This is a genomic window from Armatimonadota bacterium, assembly GCA_025059775.1.
Taxonomy (GTDB): Bacteria; Sysuimicrobiota; Sysuimicrobiia; order Sysuimicrobiales; family Sysuimicrobiaceae; genus Sysuimicrobium.
The window spans coordinates 59556-74996 of sequence record JANXCW010000007.1 but is presented as its reverse complement, the minus strand read 5'-3'; the positions used below and the strand labels follow the sequence as shown (position 1 = coordinate 74996).

Below are 15441 nucleotides of genomic sequence, written 5' to 3'. Positions count from 1 at the left end.
TTGTCAAGACCCTCCGGGGGTCAAAGAGCCGAACGGTTTAACGCCAGGTTCCCGATAACCCGCTCAGGGACTCCTCGAGCCTGCGCCAGCCCTCCGTGCGCAGGAGCTCCTCCAGTCGCCCGCCGGGCTCCACCCCGCCCAGGATCCCGCCGAACACGGGATCCCGCCAGAACGTACCCGTGTCGAACGACTGCTTGTACGCGCGGAACACCTCACCGGTGGCGGGGTCCCGTACGTAGGTCTGGTCGCTGAGAAGGTTGGTCCACGATCGGCTCATCCACGTGTTGAACTCCTGGCTTTGGCGGATCATCTCGAGCACCATGCGGGTCTGCTCGCGGCTGGCGGCCCGCGACCGCTCCGCCTCCCGCAGCGGCCACTCGGGGTTGGTCTGCACCCCCAGCAGCACCCCCAGGAACGTGCCCATGGCCTGCTCGAAGCCGCCCGTCTCCGCCTGGGCCACCGTGGCCCGCAGGTAAACCTCGCAGTTGAAGGACCTCGCGGCGAAGCTCTGCATCCGGTAGCCCAAACTCCGGGCGTCCGCCCAGGCCTTGCGTACCAACCCTCCGGAGGTCGCGGATACGACGAACCGGGTGGAGAGGTCGAAGAGCTGGGTGCCCCGCATCTGCGGCAGGGCTGTGGACTTGGGCCTCATGGCTTCTTCCACCTGCTCCAGGAGGCGGCCGACCCTGCTCCGTTCCACCAAGGCGGTGACCTCTTTCGGCGCCCACGCGGCGCCGGTCTCCATCCGCCACAGCTTGAGGAGGAACCGCGGAACCTGGTCCTCCCGGGTCAGGCAGAAGGCCCCGGGCTGCGCGGCGGTGTTGCCGTTTCAGGTGAGGCGGGTCTGGGCGTTGGCCCCGAACTGGGACTGAACGCCTCCGGAGTTCACGTACACCACGTCCTGACGCAGGACGCGGCGGCCGCGCGAGAGGAAGAGCGCGGGCCAGCGCAGGTTGGCCTGCGGCACAACCCCGCCTTGGAACGCATACCCCTCGGGGACCGGGACCTGCATCGCCACCATGCCCAGGAGCGGGTCATAGACCGGTTGTATGCGGTAAGCTACCCGCTCGTGTGGGGGCAGGAAGGTGAGGGAGCGCAGGGCCAGGAGCGCTGCCCGACGGGTAGCCCGGGACGCGTCCCGGGGGAGGTAGGCGCTGACCGCCAGCACCGCATTCTGGCCGGGCACCAGCAGGTGCGCCGCGTCGTAGGAGAAGGCCGCGAGGCGTTCCCGGGCCCGTGCAGAGAACAGGGCCGAGGTGTGCTCTCCTATGCCCTGGGCGAGCAGCAGGGGGTAGCTCAGCCCCTGGGCCACCAGCAGCAGGCCGCCCGGGACCTCCTTGAAGTACAGGCGGGCTGCGCCCCCGGACAGCCACGGGCCTCCGCCACGAAGGGAGCTACCACCTGCGCCGGCGCTGCCTTCGGGGCCCCGCGCACCAGCAGGAAGCCCTCGAAGTCGCTCAGCAGCAGCCCGTAAGGCTTGATCCGGACCCGCCACTCGTCCGGCATGGTAGCCGCGAACCCGTGCAGCCGGTCCGTGGCCCGCTCCGCGGCTGTCAGGGGAAGACCCCCAGGAGGAGCAGGCCCAGGAGCACGCCGACCATCCACCTGCCGCGTCCACGGATCCGGTCTCTCATCCCGCAGACCTCCGTTCGGATGTCAACGGTGGAAGGGTACGAGCTTTCTGTTCCGCTTTCCTGCGGATCCGCCTAGCGGACCGGGCTTTTGGAGGTCACGAGGGGGAGGGGCCGGTGGGGTCGCCCGAGCAGTACGTCCAGGGCGCGCTCCCCCTCGGTGAAGAGCAGATCCACGATGGAGAGGTCCGGCAGAAATCCCGCCTGCGGGAAGAGCTGGCGGTAAACGGGACAGCTCCAGTTCTGCCGCCACACCTGGATCCCCGCCTCCTCGAACAGTTCCGCCTCCAGGTGGTTCCCGGCCGCGTAGTCACCCGTGAGGTACACATCCGCCTTTAAGGCCCGGCAGATGGCCACGAGCCGCTCCGTGGCCCGGCCCGGAATTCCTAGCCGGGAGCTCTGCACGATCCGCGTCCGCACCCCCATCGCCTCGAAGAGGGCTGTCAGCAGGTGCAGGTTCAGGTCGCACAGACGCTCCCACTCCCGGACGTATACGGCCTCGAAGAGATCCGCGTACCGGCGGAAGGAAGGGGCCCGTCCGTAATGGGTACGGAGGGCGTTCCAGTGTTTTTTCCGCCAGTTCTCCCGGTTGCAGATGCGGACTTCCAGGATGGTCTTGCCGAAGGGGTCCTCCACGGGCACGGTGAGGTAGGTCCAGCCCTGCGCGGTCTTGATGCGGTTGCGGTTCTGCCAGCCGTTCTTGGTGTACTGGGCGTCGTCCAGCAGGACGAACACATCAGCTCGGGCTGCCTTATCCACGTAGCGCAGCCAGGGGAGGTAATGGGGCTGGTGGATGGCGACGATCATTCCCGCAATCCCACGGGCTGGGGCGGCGCGTGCTGGAGGAACCCGTTTTCCCGACACCACCCGATGGTCCGGCGCAGCCCTTCCTCCAGGTCCACCGTAGGCCGGTAGCCCAGCACCCTCCGGGCCCGGGTGAGGTCAGGTACGCGCCGGGGCGTGTCCTCGAACCGCTGGCCGTAGTAATCCTCGTAGGGCACGAACACGATGCGGGAAGAACTCCCGCTCAATGCCCGGACGCGCTCCGCGAGATCCAGGATCCGGATCTCCTCATCGTTCCCGAGGTTAAAGACCTGCCCCTCGGCCTCCGGGACCTCGGAGGCCAGGAGGATGCCGGTGACGAGATCGTCCACGTAGCAGAAGCACCGGGTCTGGGTTCCGTCCCCGTGCACGGTGAGGTCCTCGCCCCGGAGGGCCTGCCGGAGGAATCGGGCCACCACGGTACCGTAGCCGTTTTCGTGGATGCGGGGGCCGTACACGTTGAAGAACCGCAGGATGACCACAGGCAGGCCCTGCGCCGCATAGGCCCAGGCGAAGTGCTCGTCGATGGCCTTGGAACTGCTGTAGGACCACCGGCTCACGGTGGTGGGCCCCAGCACCCGGTCGTCCTCCTCCCGCAGCGGCACCTTGGTGGACTTCCCGTAGACCTCGCTGGAGCTCGCCAGCACCACCTTCTTCCAGTGCCGGAAGGCGGCCCGCAGCACGACCTCTGTTCCCTCCACGTTCACCCGGATGGCCCAGAGAGGGTTCTGGACGATGTGCCACACGCCTACCGCGGCCGCCAGGTGGAACACCACGTCGCAATCCTCCACGAGCCCGTCCACCACCTCCCCGTTCAGGATGGAGTCGTTCACGAACCGGAAACGGGGGTGGCCCAGGCGGTGGCGGATGTTCGCAATGCGGCCCGTGGAGAGGTTGTCGAGGACCACCACCTCGTCCCCCCGATCGAGCAGCCGATCCACCAGGTGTGATCCAATGAACCCAGCTCCTCCCGTGACGAGAACACGCATCCGCCCTCCTCGGCTGCGGCGTCTCAAAGGCCAGGATACAGGGCCCTCCAGGGAGTGCTTCATCCCCCGGATGCAGGAAGAAGCCGGATCGGATGGAGGATGCGCGGCTCCGTCGGGTGCGGTATCCTGGTCGGGCCATGGACGCCATCCCACACCTTGCGTTCGGCGCGGCCCTGGGCATGCGGATGCGCAACCCCCTCCTGGCCTTCGCGGTGGGCGTGGCGAGCCACGCGCTTCTCGACTTCCTCCCGCACGCCAATTACACAGGGTGGCGGCCCGTCTCCCCCGCCATGGTGGTGGACGTGGTGGTGGCCGTGGGGCTGAGCCTCCTCATCGCTCGCCTGAGTCCCTCCCCTCTCGGGGCCCTAATGGGTGCTGGGGGCGCTGGGTTCCCGGACGTGGAGCGAGTCCTGAGAGGACACGCGAAAGACCTCTTCCAACGGCCGCCCTTCTCCCTGCAGCAGAATGAAATCCCGCCGCCGTGGGGGCTCCTGACCCAAGTTGCGGTGGTGGGACTGGCGCTATGGCTCGCGTGGAGGGGGTGGCGGAAGGCAAGACACGTCCTTCCGACTTGACAGCCGCGTTCATGGCTATGAGATTAATAGACTGAGTTTAGCCTCGGTCCGGACCGAGGGAGGGGGATCTATGTTGGCCGCGGAAGGACTGCACAAACGGTTCGGAGGGGTGGCGGCCATCCGGGGGGTGAACTTGGAGGTCCGCGAGGGGGAGATCGTGGGGCTCGTGGGCCCGAACGGCGCGGGAAAAACCACCCTCTTCAACCTCCTCACGGGCATGCTTCCTCCGGACCGCGGGCGGGTCCGTTTCCGGGGAAGGGACCTGGTGGGTCCCCCATGGCAGCGGGCCCAGCTGGGCCTGGGGCGTACCTTTCAGGTTCCCCGCGTCTTTGCGCCCCTCACCTGCCTCGACCACATCCTCCTGGCCGTGGATGCCCGCAACGGGCCGGGATCCGCGGCGCGGGCCGGAAACCCGGATCCCCGGGAGCTTCTCTCCTTCGTGGGTTTGCGTGGTGCGGAGCACCTCCCCGCGGCGCATCTCAATCCCACGCACCGCAAGCTCCTGGAGCTCGCCACCGTACTCGCCACAGGGCCTTCCCTGCTCCTGCTGGACGAGCCCATGGCGGGGATGACGCCCGTGGAGGTCCAGCAGACCATGGAGCTCATCCGCCGGCTGCGGGAGGAACGCGGGATCACCGTGGTGTGGGTGGAGCACCTCATGCACGCGGTCACCCGGGTTGCGGACCGCGTGATCGTCCTGCACCAGGGCGAGGTCATCGCGGAGGGGCCTCCCGACCAGGTCATGCGGGATCCTAGAGTGGTGGACGTCTACCTGGGGGAGGGGGCGAGCGCATGACCGAGCCTCCCCTCCTCCGCGTGGAGCACCTGCGCGCGGGCTACGGGTTCCTGTGCGTGGTCTGGGACGTGAGCCTGGTGGTGCACCCCGGGGAGTGGGTGGTGGTGCTGGGCCCCAACGGGGCGGGCAAGACTACCCTTTTCCGGGCCCTCGCCGGGGTGCGGACGAACGGCCTCCGGGTCAGCGCCGGAAAGGTGCTGGTTCGGGATCGGCCCCTGGTGCCCCTGGACGCGTACTATCGGGTGCGGGCGGGCATCGCGTACGTCCCGGAGGGAAGGCACGTATTTCCCGGATTGACGGTGCAGGAGAACCTGGAGCTGGCGGGCGCGGTCTGCTTGGACCGCCGGGAGCGTCAGCGGGCCATGGAGGAGGTCTTCCATCTCCTGCCGGTGCTCGCGGAGCGGCGGCGACAGCTCGCGGGTACCCTCTCAGGCGGGGAGCAGCAGATGCTGGCCATCGGACGGGCTCTCATGCAGCGGCCTGCTCTGCTGATCCTGGACGAGCCCTCCCAGGGGCTTGCCCCCAAGGTGGTGCTGGCCCTGTACGAGTTCCTCGCCCGCCTCCAAGAGGGAGGGGTGACCCTGCTCATGGCGGAGCAGAACGTCCGAGAAACCCTTCGCCTAGCGAGCCGCGCCTACGTGCTGGACCACGGGCGTGTGGTGCGCGAGGGGTCACGCGAAGCGTTGATGGAGGACGAAGCTGTGCGCAGGGCATTTTTGGGCGTGTGAATGGATCTCGTGCTCCAAAAAACCAAAAAGGGGGGAGACGCATGGCGCACCGCATAGATCGAAGGCAGTTCCTCAAGGTGGCGGCAGGAGCCACGGCCACGGCCCTGCTGCCTCAGTCCTGGGCGAGGGCTCAGGCGAGACCCGTGCGGATCGGGTTCGCCATCTCGGAGACGGGGCCGTTGGGGGTCGGCGCGCGGCTCACCACGATTCCCAACTACTATCTGTGGCGAGACGAGGTGAACGCGCGCGGCGGACTATTGGTCCGGGGAGAGGGACGTCGCCCGGTCGAGTTCGTGAACTACGATGACCGCAGCGACGTCGGAACCTGTGTGCGGCTGTACGAGAGGCTCATCCGGGAGGACCGGGTGGACCTAGTGTTACCCCCGTACGGGACGGCCATCCACTTCGCAGTGGCCCCCGTGGTGAGCCGGCTCGGATACGTCCTCCTGGGTGTCACGGTGGGCTCCCTGAGGATCCGGGAACTAGGGGCGGAGAACTTCTTCGCCCTGCTGCCCCAGCCGGATTCCGTCACCATCAGCATCGTGCAGTTCCTGCGGGAAGTACGGGAGCGCCACGGCTGGAACCGGGTGGCCCTGCTGCACATCGCGGACCTGCATGGGGTAGAGCACCACAACGCCATCCTTCCTCTGCTGCGCCGCGAACGGTTCGAGATCGTGGAGGACCGCAGCTACCCGCTCGTGGTCACGGACCTCTCGGATGTGATCCGCGCGCTCCAGGCGCGTCGTCCGGAGATCGTGGTGGCCTTCAGCTATCCGGCGGACTCCCCTCTCCTCGTCCGGCAGTCCATTGCGCTTGGGTTCAGCCCGCCCGTTTTCATCCTGGGGGTAGGCGCCTTCTTCCGGGAGTTCGCCGAGCAGCTCGGGGGGAACGTGGAAGGGATTATCTGCCACCAGGCGGCATGGAGTCCGAAGCTGCGGTTCCCGGGCACCCGCGAGTACTACGAGGCCTTCCGGAGGAAGTTCGGACGGGATCCTGACTATGCGGGCAGTTCTCTTGTGTACCAGAGCCTGAAGATGCTAGAGCAGGCCGTGGCGGAGGTAGGGCTAGACCAGCGTCGCATCAAGGAGTACTTCGAGGGCCGGGAGTTCAACGGCCCGTGGGGACCGGTGAAGTTTGAGAGAGGAGTCAACCGGGCGGGGAGCTACGTGGGGAGGCCGAACCGGCTGGGCCAGTGGCAGAGAGGAGGGTACGAAGTGATCTGGCCCACGGAGTACGCCACCGCGCGACCCATTATCCCTAAGCCTGCCTGGAAGTGACCGGCATGGACATGCGCCTGTTTTTTCGCATGGACATGCGCCTGTTTTTGGAGATCGGAGCAGGGGGAATCCTGCTGGGAGGGCTGTACGCGCTCATCGCGGTAGGGCTCAACCTACAGTACGGGCTCATGCGGGTGCTGAACGTGGCCCATGGGGAGTTCGTGATGCTGGGTGCGTACGTGACGTATACCCTGTATACCTCCCTGGGGGTAGACCCTCTCCTCGGGTTGATCGTGCAGGTCCCTCTCTTCTTTCTCCTGGGCTGGGGCATCTACAGCGTGGTGTACCGGGGGATGCTGGAGCAGGGAGGGGGCCCCGTGCAGCTGGAGGCCAACTCCCTGCTCCTCTCCTTCGGTCTCCTCTTCCTCCTGGAGAACCTGGCGCTCCTCGTCTGGGGGCCGACCATCCGGGGCTACCAGTACCTGTACCACTCTGTCTCCGTGCTCGGAACGCTGTTCCCGGCCAACCGCTTGGTGGCTCTGGGGGTCGCGCTGCTGCTGACGGGTCTCCTCCTCGGCTTCCTCCACCGGACCGCCTTAGGGACCGCTCTGAGGGCCTTGATGCAGGATCCAGAGGGCGCGGAGGCGGTGGGGCTGCCGCTCGTTCGCCTCCACGGGCTCAGCTTCGGCCTAGGGTGTGCCCTGGCTGGGGTCACGGGATCCCTGGTGAGTATGCTGTTCTCCCTCTCCCCCATCATCGGGATGCCATATACCATTACAGCCCTGGTGGTCATCATCCTGGGTGGCCTGGGCAGCGTGGCGGGGAGCCTAGTGGGGGGACTGCTGCTGGGCGTTCTGGAATCCTTGGGAGCCTACGTGGTCGGTGCAGACCTGCGCACGGCCCTCACCTATGCTCTCCTGGTGGCTGTACTCCTCTTCCGGCCCTACGGGTTGTTCCAGACCAAGCCCCATTCCCCAGGGCAGAGCGCAGGAGGGTAACGTTGGCGGCGCGCGAAGGGGTCCGTCCCGCTTGGCTGGTCGCTCTCGGAAGTCTGGGGGTGCTGTTCTCGCTTCCCCTGTGGGCATCGAGTTACGTGGTGGGGCTGTTCCAGGTCATCTTTGGCCACGTAGCCCTCGCGAGCGCCTGGGCGCTCTTCAGTGGGCTCAGCGGGTACTTCTCCCTGGGGAGCGCGGCCTTCTTCGGCGTAGGGACGTATGCCGCCTTTCTGCTGACGCCCGTGGTGGGGTGGATCCCCTCCATCTTCCTGGGAACGGTGATGGGAGGGCTCGTGGCCCTGGCGGTGGGCGGGGTTTCCCTCCGGCTCAAGGGTCCCTATTTCGCCATCCTCACCTTCGGCCTCAGCGAGCTCATCCGGTACCTCGTCCTGGGCTACGAGATGCGGTTTTCCCGCACGGTGGGGCGGGTTCTCATCCTTCCCGTGGACGTGGGAGGTGTGTACCTCGCGGTTTTGACCGTGGCCGTCGCGGCGGTGGGGCTGAGCAAATGGCTGTACGGCAGCCGGTACGGTCGTCTGCTGGCTGCCATCGGGGCAGACGAGGGCCGCTTGGAGTCCCTGGGCTTTCGCACCACGGGACTCAAGGTGGCCATGTTCGCGGTGAGCGGGGGGATTTCCGCGGCGGTGGGGGCCGCCCTGGCACCCCGCTGGACCTACATTGATCCGCACATCGCCTTCAGTCCCCTCATCTCCTTCCAGACGGTCCTCATGGCCATGCTGGGCGGAACGACCCGGTGGTGGGGACCGCTGGTGGGTGCTCTGAGTCTCGGGTTGGTCAGCGAGTTCCTCTCCCTCCGGTTCCGGTATCTGTACCTCATCCTGCTGGGCCTACTGCTCATCGCCCTGGTCCGGTTCTGGCCTCGGGGCCTCGTGGAGGTGGAGGAGCGGATACGACAGTGGCGGACCCGCAGGCTCCCCGTGGAAGAGGAGCGGCGGGCCGAGCTGCGGCCCGGGTGGGGCGCAGAGCCGGATCCCTAGACCAGACCCTTTGCCCGGAGCAGGCGCTCGTACAGCATCTCCAGGCGGGCTATCATGGCTTTCACGCCATAGGCCTCCGCATCCTGCCGGGCGGCCTCGCCCATCCGGCGGGCTGTATCCGGATGGTGCAAGAGGTCACAGACGGCCCGGGCCAGGGCTTCGGGATCGCCGGGAGGGACCAGCACGCCGTTCCGGCCATCCCGCACCACGTCCACCAATCCGCTCGTGGCGCTCGCGACCACGGGCTTGCCCGCGGCCATGGCCTCCACCGCGGCCTTGCCCATCCCTTCGTTGAGGGAGGGCTGCACCGCCACCGCGAACAGCGGCACGATCTCCGCCACGTCCCGGCGCAGGCCCAAGAACCGCACGGCCCCTTCCACCCCCAGCTCCCGGGCCCGCCGCTCGAGCTGCGGCCGCAGCTCCCCATCCCCCACGAACACCACCACGGCGTCCGGGACCCGATTCCGGAGGTGGGGCACCGCCTCCAGGAGTACCTGCACCCCCTTTACGGGCACGAGCCGCGCCACACACCCCACGATCGGGGCCCAGTCCGGAAGTCCCAGCTCCCGCCGTTTGACCGTGGGATTTGGGAGAGGAGTCCGGAACCGCGCCAGATCCACCCCGCTGTGGATCACCTCGAACTGCTCCGGACGTCCCACCTTGAGCCTCAGGTGGTCTAAGCGCTCCGCTTCTGTCAGGCAGACGATGGCGTCCGTCCATCGGGCGAGGGCTGCTTCCACCTTTCGGAGGGCCCAGGAGCCGAGCGATCCGAGGTAGCCGTGGAAGGCGTGGCCATGAGGGGTATGCACCACCACGGGCATCCCCGCCCACCGGGCCGCGACCCGGCCGAGGAGGCCGGCCTTGGTGGTGTGGGTGTGCACGAGGTGATACCCTCCTCGCCGCATCAACCGGTACAGTTTCCGAAGGGCCACGGAATCCTTCAGGGCATGGGGCGGCCGCACCAGCTCGGGGATGCGCACGAACGTCACGTCCTCGGGCACTTCGGCCTCCAGGTCGCCCTCCGGGCCGAGGCTCGGGCCGCTTGCGAGGGTCACCTCGTAGCGGGTGCGGTCCAGATGGCGGACGGTGAGGAGGGTGTTCTCCTGGGCGCCGCCCACCACGAGGCGTGTGATCACGTGCAGTACCCGGATCCTCCGGCTCACGGCTTCGCCTCCAGAGCCCCGTACCACATCCGGCGCACCGCTTCCCCCCACGCGGCCTCCATCCGCTCCGCCCGGGCCCTTCCGGCTTCACCCATCCTGCGGCGGAGCTCCGGATCGCGCAAAAGCCGGCGGAGGGCTTCGGCCAGGGCCTCCGCATCCTGCGGATCCACGAGCAACCCCGTGACCCCCTCCTCCACGGCCTCGGCTACTCCACCGCTCCGACCTCCGATCACCGGCTTTCCACACGCCCCCGCCTCGAGGAACGTCGTGCCAAAGCCCTCGACCCCGTCCCGCACCTCTAGGGCACGGCTGGGCATGACGAACACGTCGCACGCGGCGTACAGCCCCGGCAGCTCCTCGTCCGGGACGTAGCCCGTGAAGACCACGCGGTCGCCCACGTGCAAGGCCTGCGCGAGTTCCCGAAGCCGGCGTTCCTCGGGTCCTGCCCCCGCGATGACGTACCGGACGGGCTCCTCCCGCAGTGCCGCGATGGCCCGGATCACGAGGTCGTGCCCCTTGCGCTCCACGAGCCGACCCACGGTAAGCACCACCCGGCAATCCCCGAGGCCGTACCGCTCCCGCACGGGACGCGGATCCAGGTCGGGCCGGAACCGGCGGGTGTCGGGAACAGGCGGGAGGATCTCCGCCCTCCGCGGTCGCATGCCCAGAGCGGCGTAGTGGTTCAGCGTGAAGCGGCTATTGGCGACCACGAGGCTGGCACCCGCCACCACCCGCTGCACCAGGCCCCGCACCGCCTGGCTGCGCATATAGGGCGCCATCTCCCCGCCGTGCAGGTACAGGACGTACGGGATGCGATACCACCGCCGGAGGATGAGGCCCACGATTCCCAGGTACAGGTGTCCGATGTGGAGGACGCGGATGTCGTCAGCGTGCACCAGGTGGCGGGTCGCCAGGAGCATGCGGGCGATCTGCAGGATCCTGGCCACGGGATGCGGGGAGATGGGTACCCGCACCCGTACGATGGGGTAGTGCTCGTGGAGGTCGAAGAGCACGTCGTCCGGGAGGCGAGGGGCCAGCACCATCACGCGGTCGGGTGGTACGCTTCGGCAGATGCGGGCATACATCCGGGCCTCGCCACCCACCATGGGCGGGAAGTCATTGGTGAGAAAGAGCCCCCGCGCCATCCCGCAGGAAGTACGCAACCTTTCCAGAGGGTAGCCGGCTGATCGTCGCCCTCTCGGCCTCCACCTGCCACCCGGGCCCCACCAGGTCTTTCAGGAATTCCCGTGCCCGGAGGAGATCCGCATCAGAACCTTCCGCCGCCTCCACGGCCAGCCGGGCCGGTGCCCGTTGTCGGATCCGAACCCGGCCTCGGAGATGCGACGGGAGAATCTCAAAGAGGCGGTCCAGTACGGGGTGCGCGAACCGGACTTCGCCGTCTGCCGCAAGGAGCTCCTGCGCGCGGCCCAGCACCCGCACGGCCGGGAGAGCCCGGCCGCAGGAACAGGGAGCATCCTCGATCTGCCCCACGTCGCCGATCTCATACCGGAGGAGGGGGAACCGGCGGTTGTGGAGGACGGTGACGAGCATCCGGCCGCCTTCGGGAAGCGCGGGATCCCGGAGCGCCTCGAGGTACGCGCTTTCCGCGGTGAGGTGCAGGGTCCCCTGAGGGCACTGGAAGGCCATACAGCCCACCTCCCCGCTTCCGTACTCCTGCGCCACAGGACACTGGAAGGCCTGCTCGATCTCCCGGCGCTGGAAGGCGTAGAGGGGTTCCCCGGTGAGGACCACCACTTTGAGGCCGGACGGAGCCTTCCCCTTTCCCTCCAGGATGGCCCGGGCGAGGGCGTGGGCCGCGGAGGGGAAGGCGTAGAGAAAGGCAGGCTCGTGGGCGCGGATGCGGTGCAGAAACGTTGGGATGTGTGTCTCAAACCGACCGTCCACCGGAAGCCGCAGCCAGTTCATCACCCAGTCCTTGGCCTGGATGACGAGGCCCCTCAGGCCGCGGGAGCCTGGTCCCAGCAGGATCACGCCCCGCTCCGTGAAGTCCGTTCCCCACCACTGCAGGCCCCGCCAGGTGCCTGCCATGTACCACGCATAGGCGGACCGATCCACAGGGATGGCGATGCCGCGTCCGCCCGATCCCCCCGAGCCACGCCCCAACCATGCCCGGCCCGTGCGGATCCGGGACGCGTGGGTGGCGAGCTCCGCCCGGGTGAGGGGAGGGATCCGGGCGTACTCCTCCCGGGAGAAGGAGGCGGGCAGGGAGGAGAGCCGCTCCCGGTAGAAGGGGCTTGCTTCGCGGGCATAGGCCACCAGCTCCCAAAGCCGCGCCTCCTGCTTTTCCCGCACCAGCCATCCCGGATACCACTGCTCCACCCACACCGTAAACCGCGCTCGATCCAGCTCTCGGCCGAGCGCGCCCTGGCCTGCGCGGCGGAGGATGTCGGCGAGGGAGGAGAGCCAGATCACAGGGAGTCTTCCCCCAGGGTGAGGGTTCCCCAGACGTATCCTGCGGCGTAGGTGAGGAGGGTTCCGAGATGGATCCAGCGGAGGGTCAGGAAGGAGAGGACCAGGTTCAGGGCGTACCGGAGGGCCCGGCGGGCAAGGGAGGTGCGTTCGGCCACAGGGGTGCCATGGGCGGTGGCCTGTTCGATCACGAACTCGGGGTAGAACTTCCGCACGTAGGCGGCGCCCAAGCCGTTGCGGAAGTACTGGCGGAGGATCCCGGAAAGGGTGGGAGGCAGCAGGTGGTGGATCCAGGCATTCGGGATGACCACCACCCTGTATCCCAGCCGACGGACCTCCCGCCGGAGGTACGGGTCAAGGCCCCGGGGGATCCACTCGTGCTCGCCTCCGACCCGGTAGAAGAGATCCCGGGGGATGGCAAGGCAGGGGTGCTCGGCCATGTCACTGTCCGTCACGCGGTCTACCAGCGGCGAGGACCGACGCGGCAGCTCCTGCATGGCCCGGCGCACCACCCACGGCGCGTCGGGGGGCGGCAGGTTGGAAACGCCCGCGATCCCCACGGTGGGGTCGGTCCGAAACACGTCCAAAAGACGCTCGAGGAGATCTGGGTTGCCCACGCGGGTGTCGTCGTCCATGGTCACCAAGATCTCGCCCCGGGCCAGGGCGGCTCCGGTGTTGATGGCCCTTCCCTGCCTCCGGTCGCCCTCCACCAGGATTACCTCGAACCGTTGCTCTGTCTGGTCTGCCAGCTGCCGCAGGAGCTGGTCGAGGAGACGGCTGCGGGTCCCATCCGCCACGGGGATGATGATGGAAAGGCGAGGATGCTTCCCCTCCCGGCCAAGCAGCACCCGCACCCGCGGAGGAGAACCCTCCTGGAGGTATCGCACGAAGGCCTTACGGCGCTGGAAAGCCTGCACGGCGAGATCGGGGGCGAGCTGGAGATCGGTCATGTGGGCCGGTAGACCACCCGGGTGATGGCGGGTTCGGTGGGCTTCCAGGTCCAGCTCCCGTGCATCCGGTAGTTCCACCCCACCGCCACTCCGATGCCCACGAGGTTGCTGAGTAGGTATGGCAACCCCACGGCGGTGAGCACCAGGTACAGGGCGTACTGGAGGGCGCTTCCCACCCCCGTCACGGCCCAGTACTGGAGGTAGCGGCGCAGCTTGGTCGCGAGATCCCGGGAGCGGCGGTCCCGCCAGGTGAAGGCATCGTTCCACAGGAAGTTCCAGGTGATGGCGGCGGCGATGGCCAGGGCTCCTGCAGGCCGATAGTGCACGCCGAGCCGCACCAGCCCCCACAGGGCTGCGGTGTTCACCCCGATACCGCTTGCCCCCACCAGCCCGAACCGCACGAACCGCAGGTCTTCCGGATTTGCAGGAAGAAGCCGTACCAGATGCCGCAGGTACTCAAGGTTCTGGCGCCAGCTGAGCTTGCTCTGGCCTGCGGCCCGGACTTCGAACCCGTAGGGAACCTCCGCCACCCGGCGGAAGCGCCCCCGCACCAGGATCTCCAACAGGATCTTGTAGCCCACGGGCTGTAGCTCGGCGCCCTCCACCACGGACCGGCGGAAGGCGAAAAAGCCCGACATGGGGTCAGACACGAGCCGGGCCCGCCGCAGCAACAGCCGCGCCAGCCCAGTGGCCGCGCGGCTTGCGAGCCGCCGGAGGGGGGAAAGGCCCCGGTACGAGCCACCGGGAAGGTAGCGGCTGGCGACCACCACCTCCGCCTCCGTCTCCTCTAAGGCCCGCAAGAGGTCCGGAATCCGTTCGGGCGGATGCTGCAGGTCCGCATCCAGCACGCACACCACGTCTCCCCGGGCTACCCTGATCCCTTCCACCACCGCCGTGGCCAGGCCCCGGCGCTCCGTCCGGTGCAGCAGCCGGATCCGCTCATCCGTGCGGGCCAGCTCCGCGATCACCGCGTCGGTGCCATCGGTGCTGTCGTCCACGAACACCAGCTCGTAGGGGATCCCGCGGAGAGCCCCGCGCACCCGCTCCACCAGAGCCCTCACCGCCTTCCGCTCGTTGTAGGTGGGGATGATGACCGAGAGCAACGCGCCTCACCTTCCTCCCACGGCCTGCAAGACCTTCCCGTACCAGGTCTCATAGTATGCCCGGTAGGCCCCGGATTTCACCGCCTCCCACCAGGCGCGGTTCTCCCGGTACCAGGCCACGGTGCGCTCCAGACCCTCCTCCAGCCCCACCCGGGGCTTCCAGTTGAGATAGGCCCGGGCGCGGTGCGTAGCCAGGGCGTAGCGGCGGTCGTGGGCGGGCCGGTCCCGGACATGCTGGAGCAGGCTTTCGGGCTTGCGGAGCAGCCGCAGGATGGTGCGGGCCACTTGGAGGTTCGGGACGGTGCAGCCGGAGGCGAAGTTCAGCACGGGCCGTGGGTCCGGATGGAGGAGTACTTGCAGCAGCCCCTCGCAGTGGTCCTCTACATACAGCCAGTCCCGCTCCTGCCGGCCATCCCCGTAGATGGGGATGGGACGGTCCTGGAGGGCATGGGTGATCACGAGAGGGATGAACTTCTCGGGGAACTGGTAGGGACCATAGTTGTTGGTGCACCGGGTGACGACCACCGGTACCCCATAGGTCTTCCGGTACGCGAGGCACAGGAGGTCCGCGGCCGCCTTGCTGGCCGCGTAGGGGCTGGTGGGGTTGGGAGGGCTGTCCTCGGAGAAGCGCACGCCGGGTGGGGCCGGTCCGTACACCTCGTCGGTGCTCACCTGGATGAAGCGTTGGATCCCGTGTCGGAGAGCCGCCTCCAGTAGGGTCTGCGTGCCCACCACGTTGGTGCGCACGAAGGGACGGCCGTCGAGGATGCTGCGGTCCACGTGGGTTTCCGCGGCGAAGTGCACCACCGCGTCTAGCCCTCTCCGGAAAAGCCCGTTCACCAGCCGCGCATCCGCCACGTCTCCCCGCACGAACCGGTGCCGGGGGTCTTGGGTCACGTCCTCCAGATTCGCGAGATTCCCCGCGTAGGTGAGCTTGTCGAGGTTGATCACCTCGACGTCGGGAAGGCGGTGCAGCAGCATCCGGACGAAGTGGCTCCCGATGAATCCCGCCCCGCCCGTCACCAGCACCCGCATGTTTCTCCT

The 15441-nt window shown here is 68.0% G+C and carries 17 protein-coding genes; 6 read left to right on the top strand and 11 right to left on the bottom strand.

The features are described from left to right. Positions 1-37: 37 nt before the first annotated feature. The 5 genes from N0A24_06825 to N0A24_06805 form a co-directional block, all read right to left on the bottom strand. A complete protein-coding gene (locus N0A24_06825; GenBank protein MCS7173095.1) occupies positions 38-703 on the bottom strand; it encodes a hypothetical protein in 666 nt (221 codons plus the stop codon). A gap of 126 nt (positions 704-829) precedes the next feature. After that, a complete protein-coding gene (locus N0A24_06820) occupies positions 830-1312 on the bottom strand; it encodes a hypothetical protein (protein ID MCS7173094.1) in 483 nt (160 codons plus the stop codon). Beyond that, positions 1297-1605, bottom strand: coding sequence for a hypothetical protein (locus tag N0A24_06815; protein ID MCS7173093.1), 309 nt, complete (start codon positions 1603-1605; stop codon positions 1297-1299). Before N0A24_06815 ends, N0A24_06820 begins: the two co-directional genes overlap by 16 nt. A 101-nt stretch (positions 1606-1706) precedes the next feature. Next, a complete protein-coding gene (locus N0A24_06810; GenBank protein ID MCS7173092.1) occupies positions 1707-2438 on the bottom strand; it encodes a WbqC family protein in 732 nt (243 codons plus the stop codon). Then, on the bottom strand, positions 2435-3442 hold the full coding sequence (locus tag N0A24_06805) for a GDP-mannose 4,6-dehydratase (GenBank protein ID MCS7173091.1): 1008 nt from the start codon (positions 3440-3442) through the stop codon (positions 2435-2437). Before N0A24_06805 ends, N0A24_06810 begins: the two co-directional genes overlap by 4 nt. 92 nt (positions 3443-3534) lie before the next feature. Here N0A24_06805 and N0A24_06800 point away from each other — a divergent pair, with 92 nt between their 5' ends. The 6 genes from N0A24_06800 (at position 3535) to N0A24_06775 (ending at position 8751) form a co-directional block, all read left to right on the top strand. Next, a complete protein-coding gene (locus tag N0A24_06800) occupies positions 3535-4017 on the top strand; it encodes a hypothetical protein (GenBank protein ID MCS7173090.1) in 483 nt (160 codons plus the stop codon). A 70-nt stretch (positions 4018-4087) separates the two neighbouring features. Continuing rightward, positions 4088-4813: an ABC transporter ATP-binding protein gene (locus N0A24_06795; protein ID MCS7173089.1), complete on the top strand. Its 726-nt coding sequence runs from the start codon at positions 4088-4090 to the stop codon at positions 4811-4813. Continuing rightward, on the top strand, positions 4810-5541 hold the full coding sequence (locus N0A24_06790) for an ABC transporter ATP-binding protein (GenBank protein MCS7173088.1): 732 nt from the start codon (positions 4810-4812) through the stop codon (positions 5539-5541). Before N0A24_06795 ends, N0A24_06790 begins: the two co-directional genes overlap by 4 nt. Before the next feature lie 41 nt (positions 5542-5582). After that, complete coding sequence (locus N0A24_06785) at positions 5583-6818, top strand: amino acid ABC transporter substrate-binding protein (GenBank protein ID MCS7173087.1); 1236 nt, start codon at positions 5583-5585, stop codon at positions 6816-6818. A gap of 11 nt (positions 6819-6829) precedes the next feature. Then, a complete protein-coding gene (locus tag N0A24_06780) occupies positions 6830-7756 on the top strand; it encodes a branched-chain amino acid ABC transporter permease (protein MCS7173086.1) in 927 nt (308 codons plus the stop codon). 2 nt (positions 7757-7758) lie between these two features. Continuing rightward, positions 7759-8751, top strand: coding sequence for a branched-chain amino acid ABC transporter permease (locus N0A24_06775; GenBank protein ID MCS7173085.1), 993 nt, complete (start codon positions 7759-7761; stop codon positions 8749-8751). Here N0A24_06775 and N0A24_06770 read toward each other — a convergent pair. The 6 genes from N0A24_06770 to rfbB are packed head-to-tail and all read right to left on the bottom strand — an operon-like array spanning position 8748 to position 15432. Further along, entirely contained in the window at positions 8748-9914 is a 1167-nt protein-coding gene (locus N0A24_06770) for a glycosyltransferase family 4 protein (protein ID MCS7173084.1), read from the bottom strand. The two genes, N0A24_06775 and N0A24_06770, sit on opposite strands and share 4 nt — an antisense overlap. Further along, positions 9911-11059, bottom strand: a complete 1149-nt coding sequence (locus N0A24_06765) for a glycosyltransferase family 4 protein (protein ID MCS7173083.1) — start codon at positions 11057-11059, stop codon at positions 9911-9913. The genes N0A24_06770 and N0A24_06765 overlap by 4 nt, the downstream gene beginning before the upstream one ends. Beyond that, positions 11031-12347: a hypothetical protein gene (locus tag N0A24_06760; GenBank protein ID MCS7173082.1), complete on the bottom strand. Its 1317-nt coding sequence runs from the start codon at positions 12345-12347 to the stop codon at positions 11031-11033. Before N0A24_06760 ends, N0A24_06765 begins: the two co-directional genes overlap by 29 nt. Continuing rightward, the gene (locus N0A24_06755) at positions 12344-13294 is read right to left on the bottom strand and encodes a glycosyltransferase (GenBank protein ID MCS7173081.1); all 951 of its coding nucleotides are present in this window, start codon (positions 13292-13294) and stop codon (positions 12344-12346) included. The genes N0A24_06760 and N0A24_06755 overlap by 4 nt, the downstream gene beginning before the upstream one ends. Further along, on the bottom strand, positions 13291-14397 hold the full coding sequence (locus N0A24_06750) for a glycosyltransferase family 2 protein (GenBank protein ID MCS7173080.1): 1107 nt from the start codon (positions 14395-14397) through the stop codon (positions 13291-13293). Before N0A24_06750 ends, N0A24_06755 begins: the two co-directional genes overlap by 4 nt. 6 nt (positions 14398-14403) lie before the next feature. Next, complete coding sequence (gene rfbB / locus N0A24_06745) at positions 14404-15432, bottom strand: dTDP-glucose 4,6-dehydratase (protein MCS7173079.1); 1029 nt, start codon at positions 15430-15432, stop codon at positions 14404-14406. Between the last annotated feature and the right edge of the window lie 9 nt (positions 15433-15441).

Bases quoted from the DNA above. Each gene is read 5' to 3' on its own strand.
- N0A24_06810 (MCS7173092.1), bottom strand. From the start codon at position 2,438: ATGATCGTCGCCATCCACCAGCCCCATTACCTCCCCTGGCTGCGCTAC.
- N0A24_06805 (MCS7173091.1), bottom strand. From the start codon at position 3,442: ATGCGTGTTCTCGTCACGGGAGGAGCTGGGTTCATTGGATCACACCTG.
- N0A24_06800 (MCS7173090.1), top strand. From the start codon at position 3,535: ATGGAGGATGCGCGGCTCCGTCGGGTGCGGTATCCTGGTCGGGCCATG.
- N0A24_06795 (MCS7173089.1), top strand. From the start codon at position 4,088: ATGTTGGCCGCGGAAGGACTGCACAAACGGTTCGGAGGGGTGGCGGCC.
- N0A24_06790 (MCS7173088.1), top strand. From the start codon at position 4,810: ATGACCGAGCCTCCCCTCCTCCGCGTGGAGCACCTGCGCGCGGGCTAC.
- N0A24_06785 (MCS7173087.1), top strand. From the start codon at position 5,583: ATGGCGCACCGCATAGATCGAAGGCAGTTCCTCAAGGTGGCGGCAGGA.
- N0A24_06780 (MCS7173086.1), top strand. From the start codon at position 6,830: ATGCGCCTGTTTTTTCGCATGGACATGCGCCTGTTTTTGGAGATCGGA.
- N0A24_06765 (MCS7173083.1), bottom strand. From the start codon at position 11,059: ATGGCGCGGGGGCTCTTTCTCACCAATGACTTCCCGCCCATGGTGGGT.
- N0A24_06755 (MCS7173081.1), bottom strand. From the start codon at position 13,294: ATGACCGATCTCCAGCTCGCCCCCGATCTCGCCGTGCAGGCTTTCCAG.
- rfbB (MCS7173079.1), bottom strand. From the start codon at position 15,432: ATGCGGGTGCTGGTGACGGGCGGGGCGGGATTCATCGGGAGCCACTTC.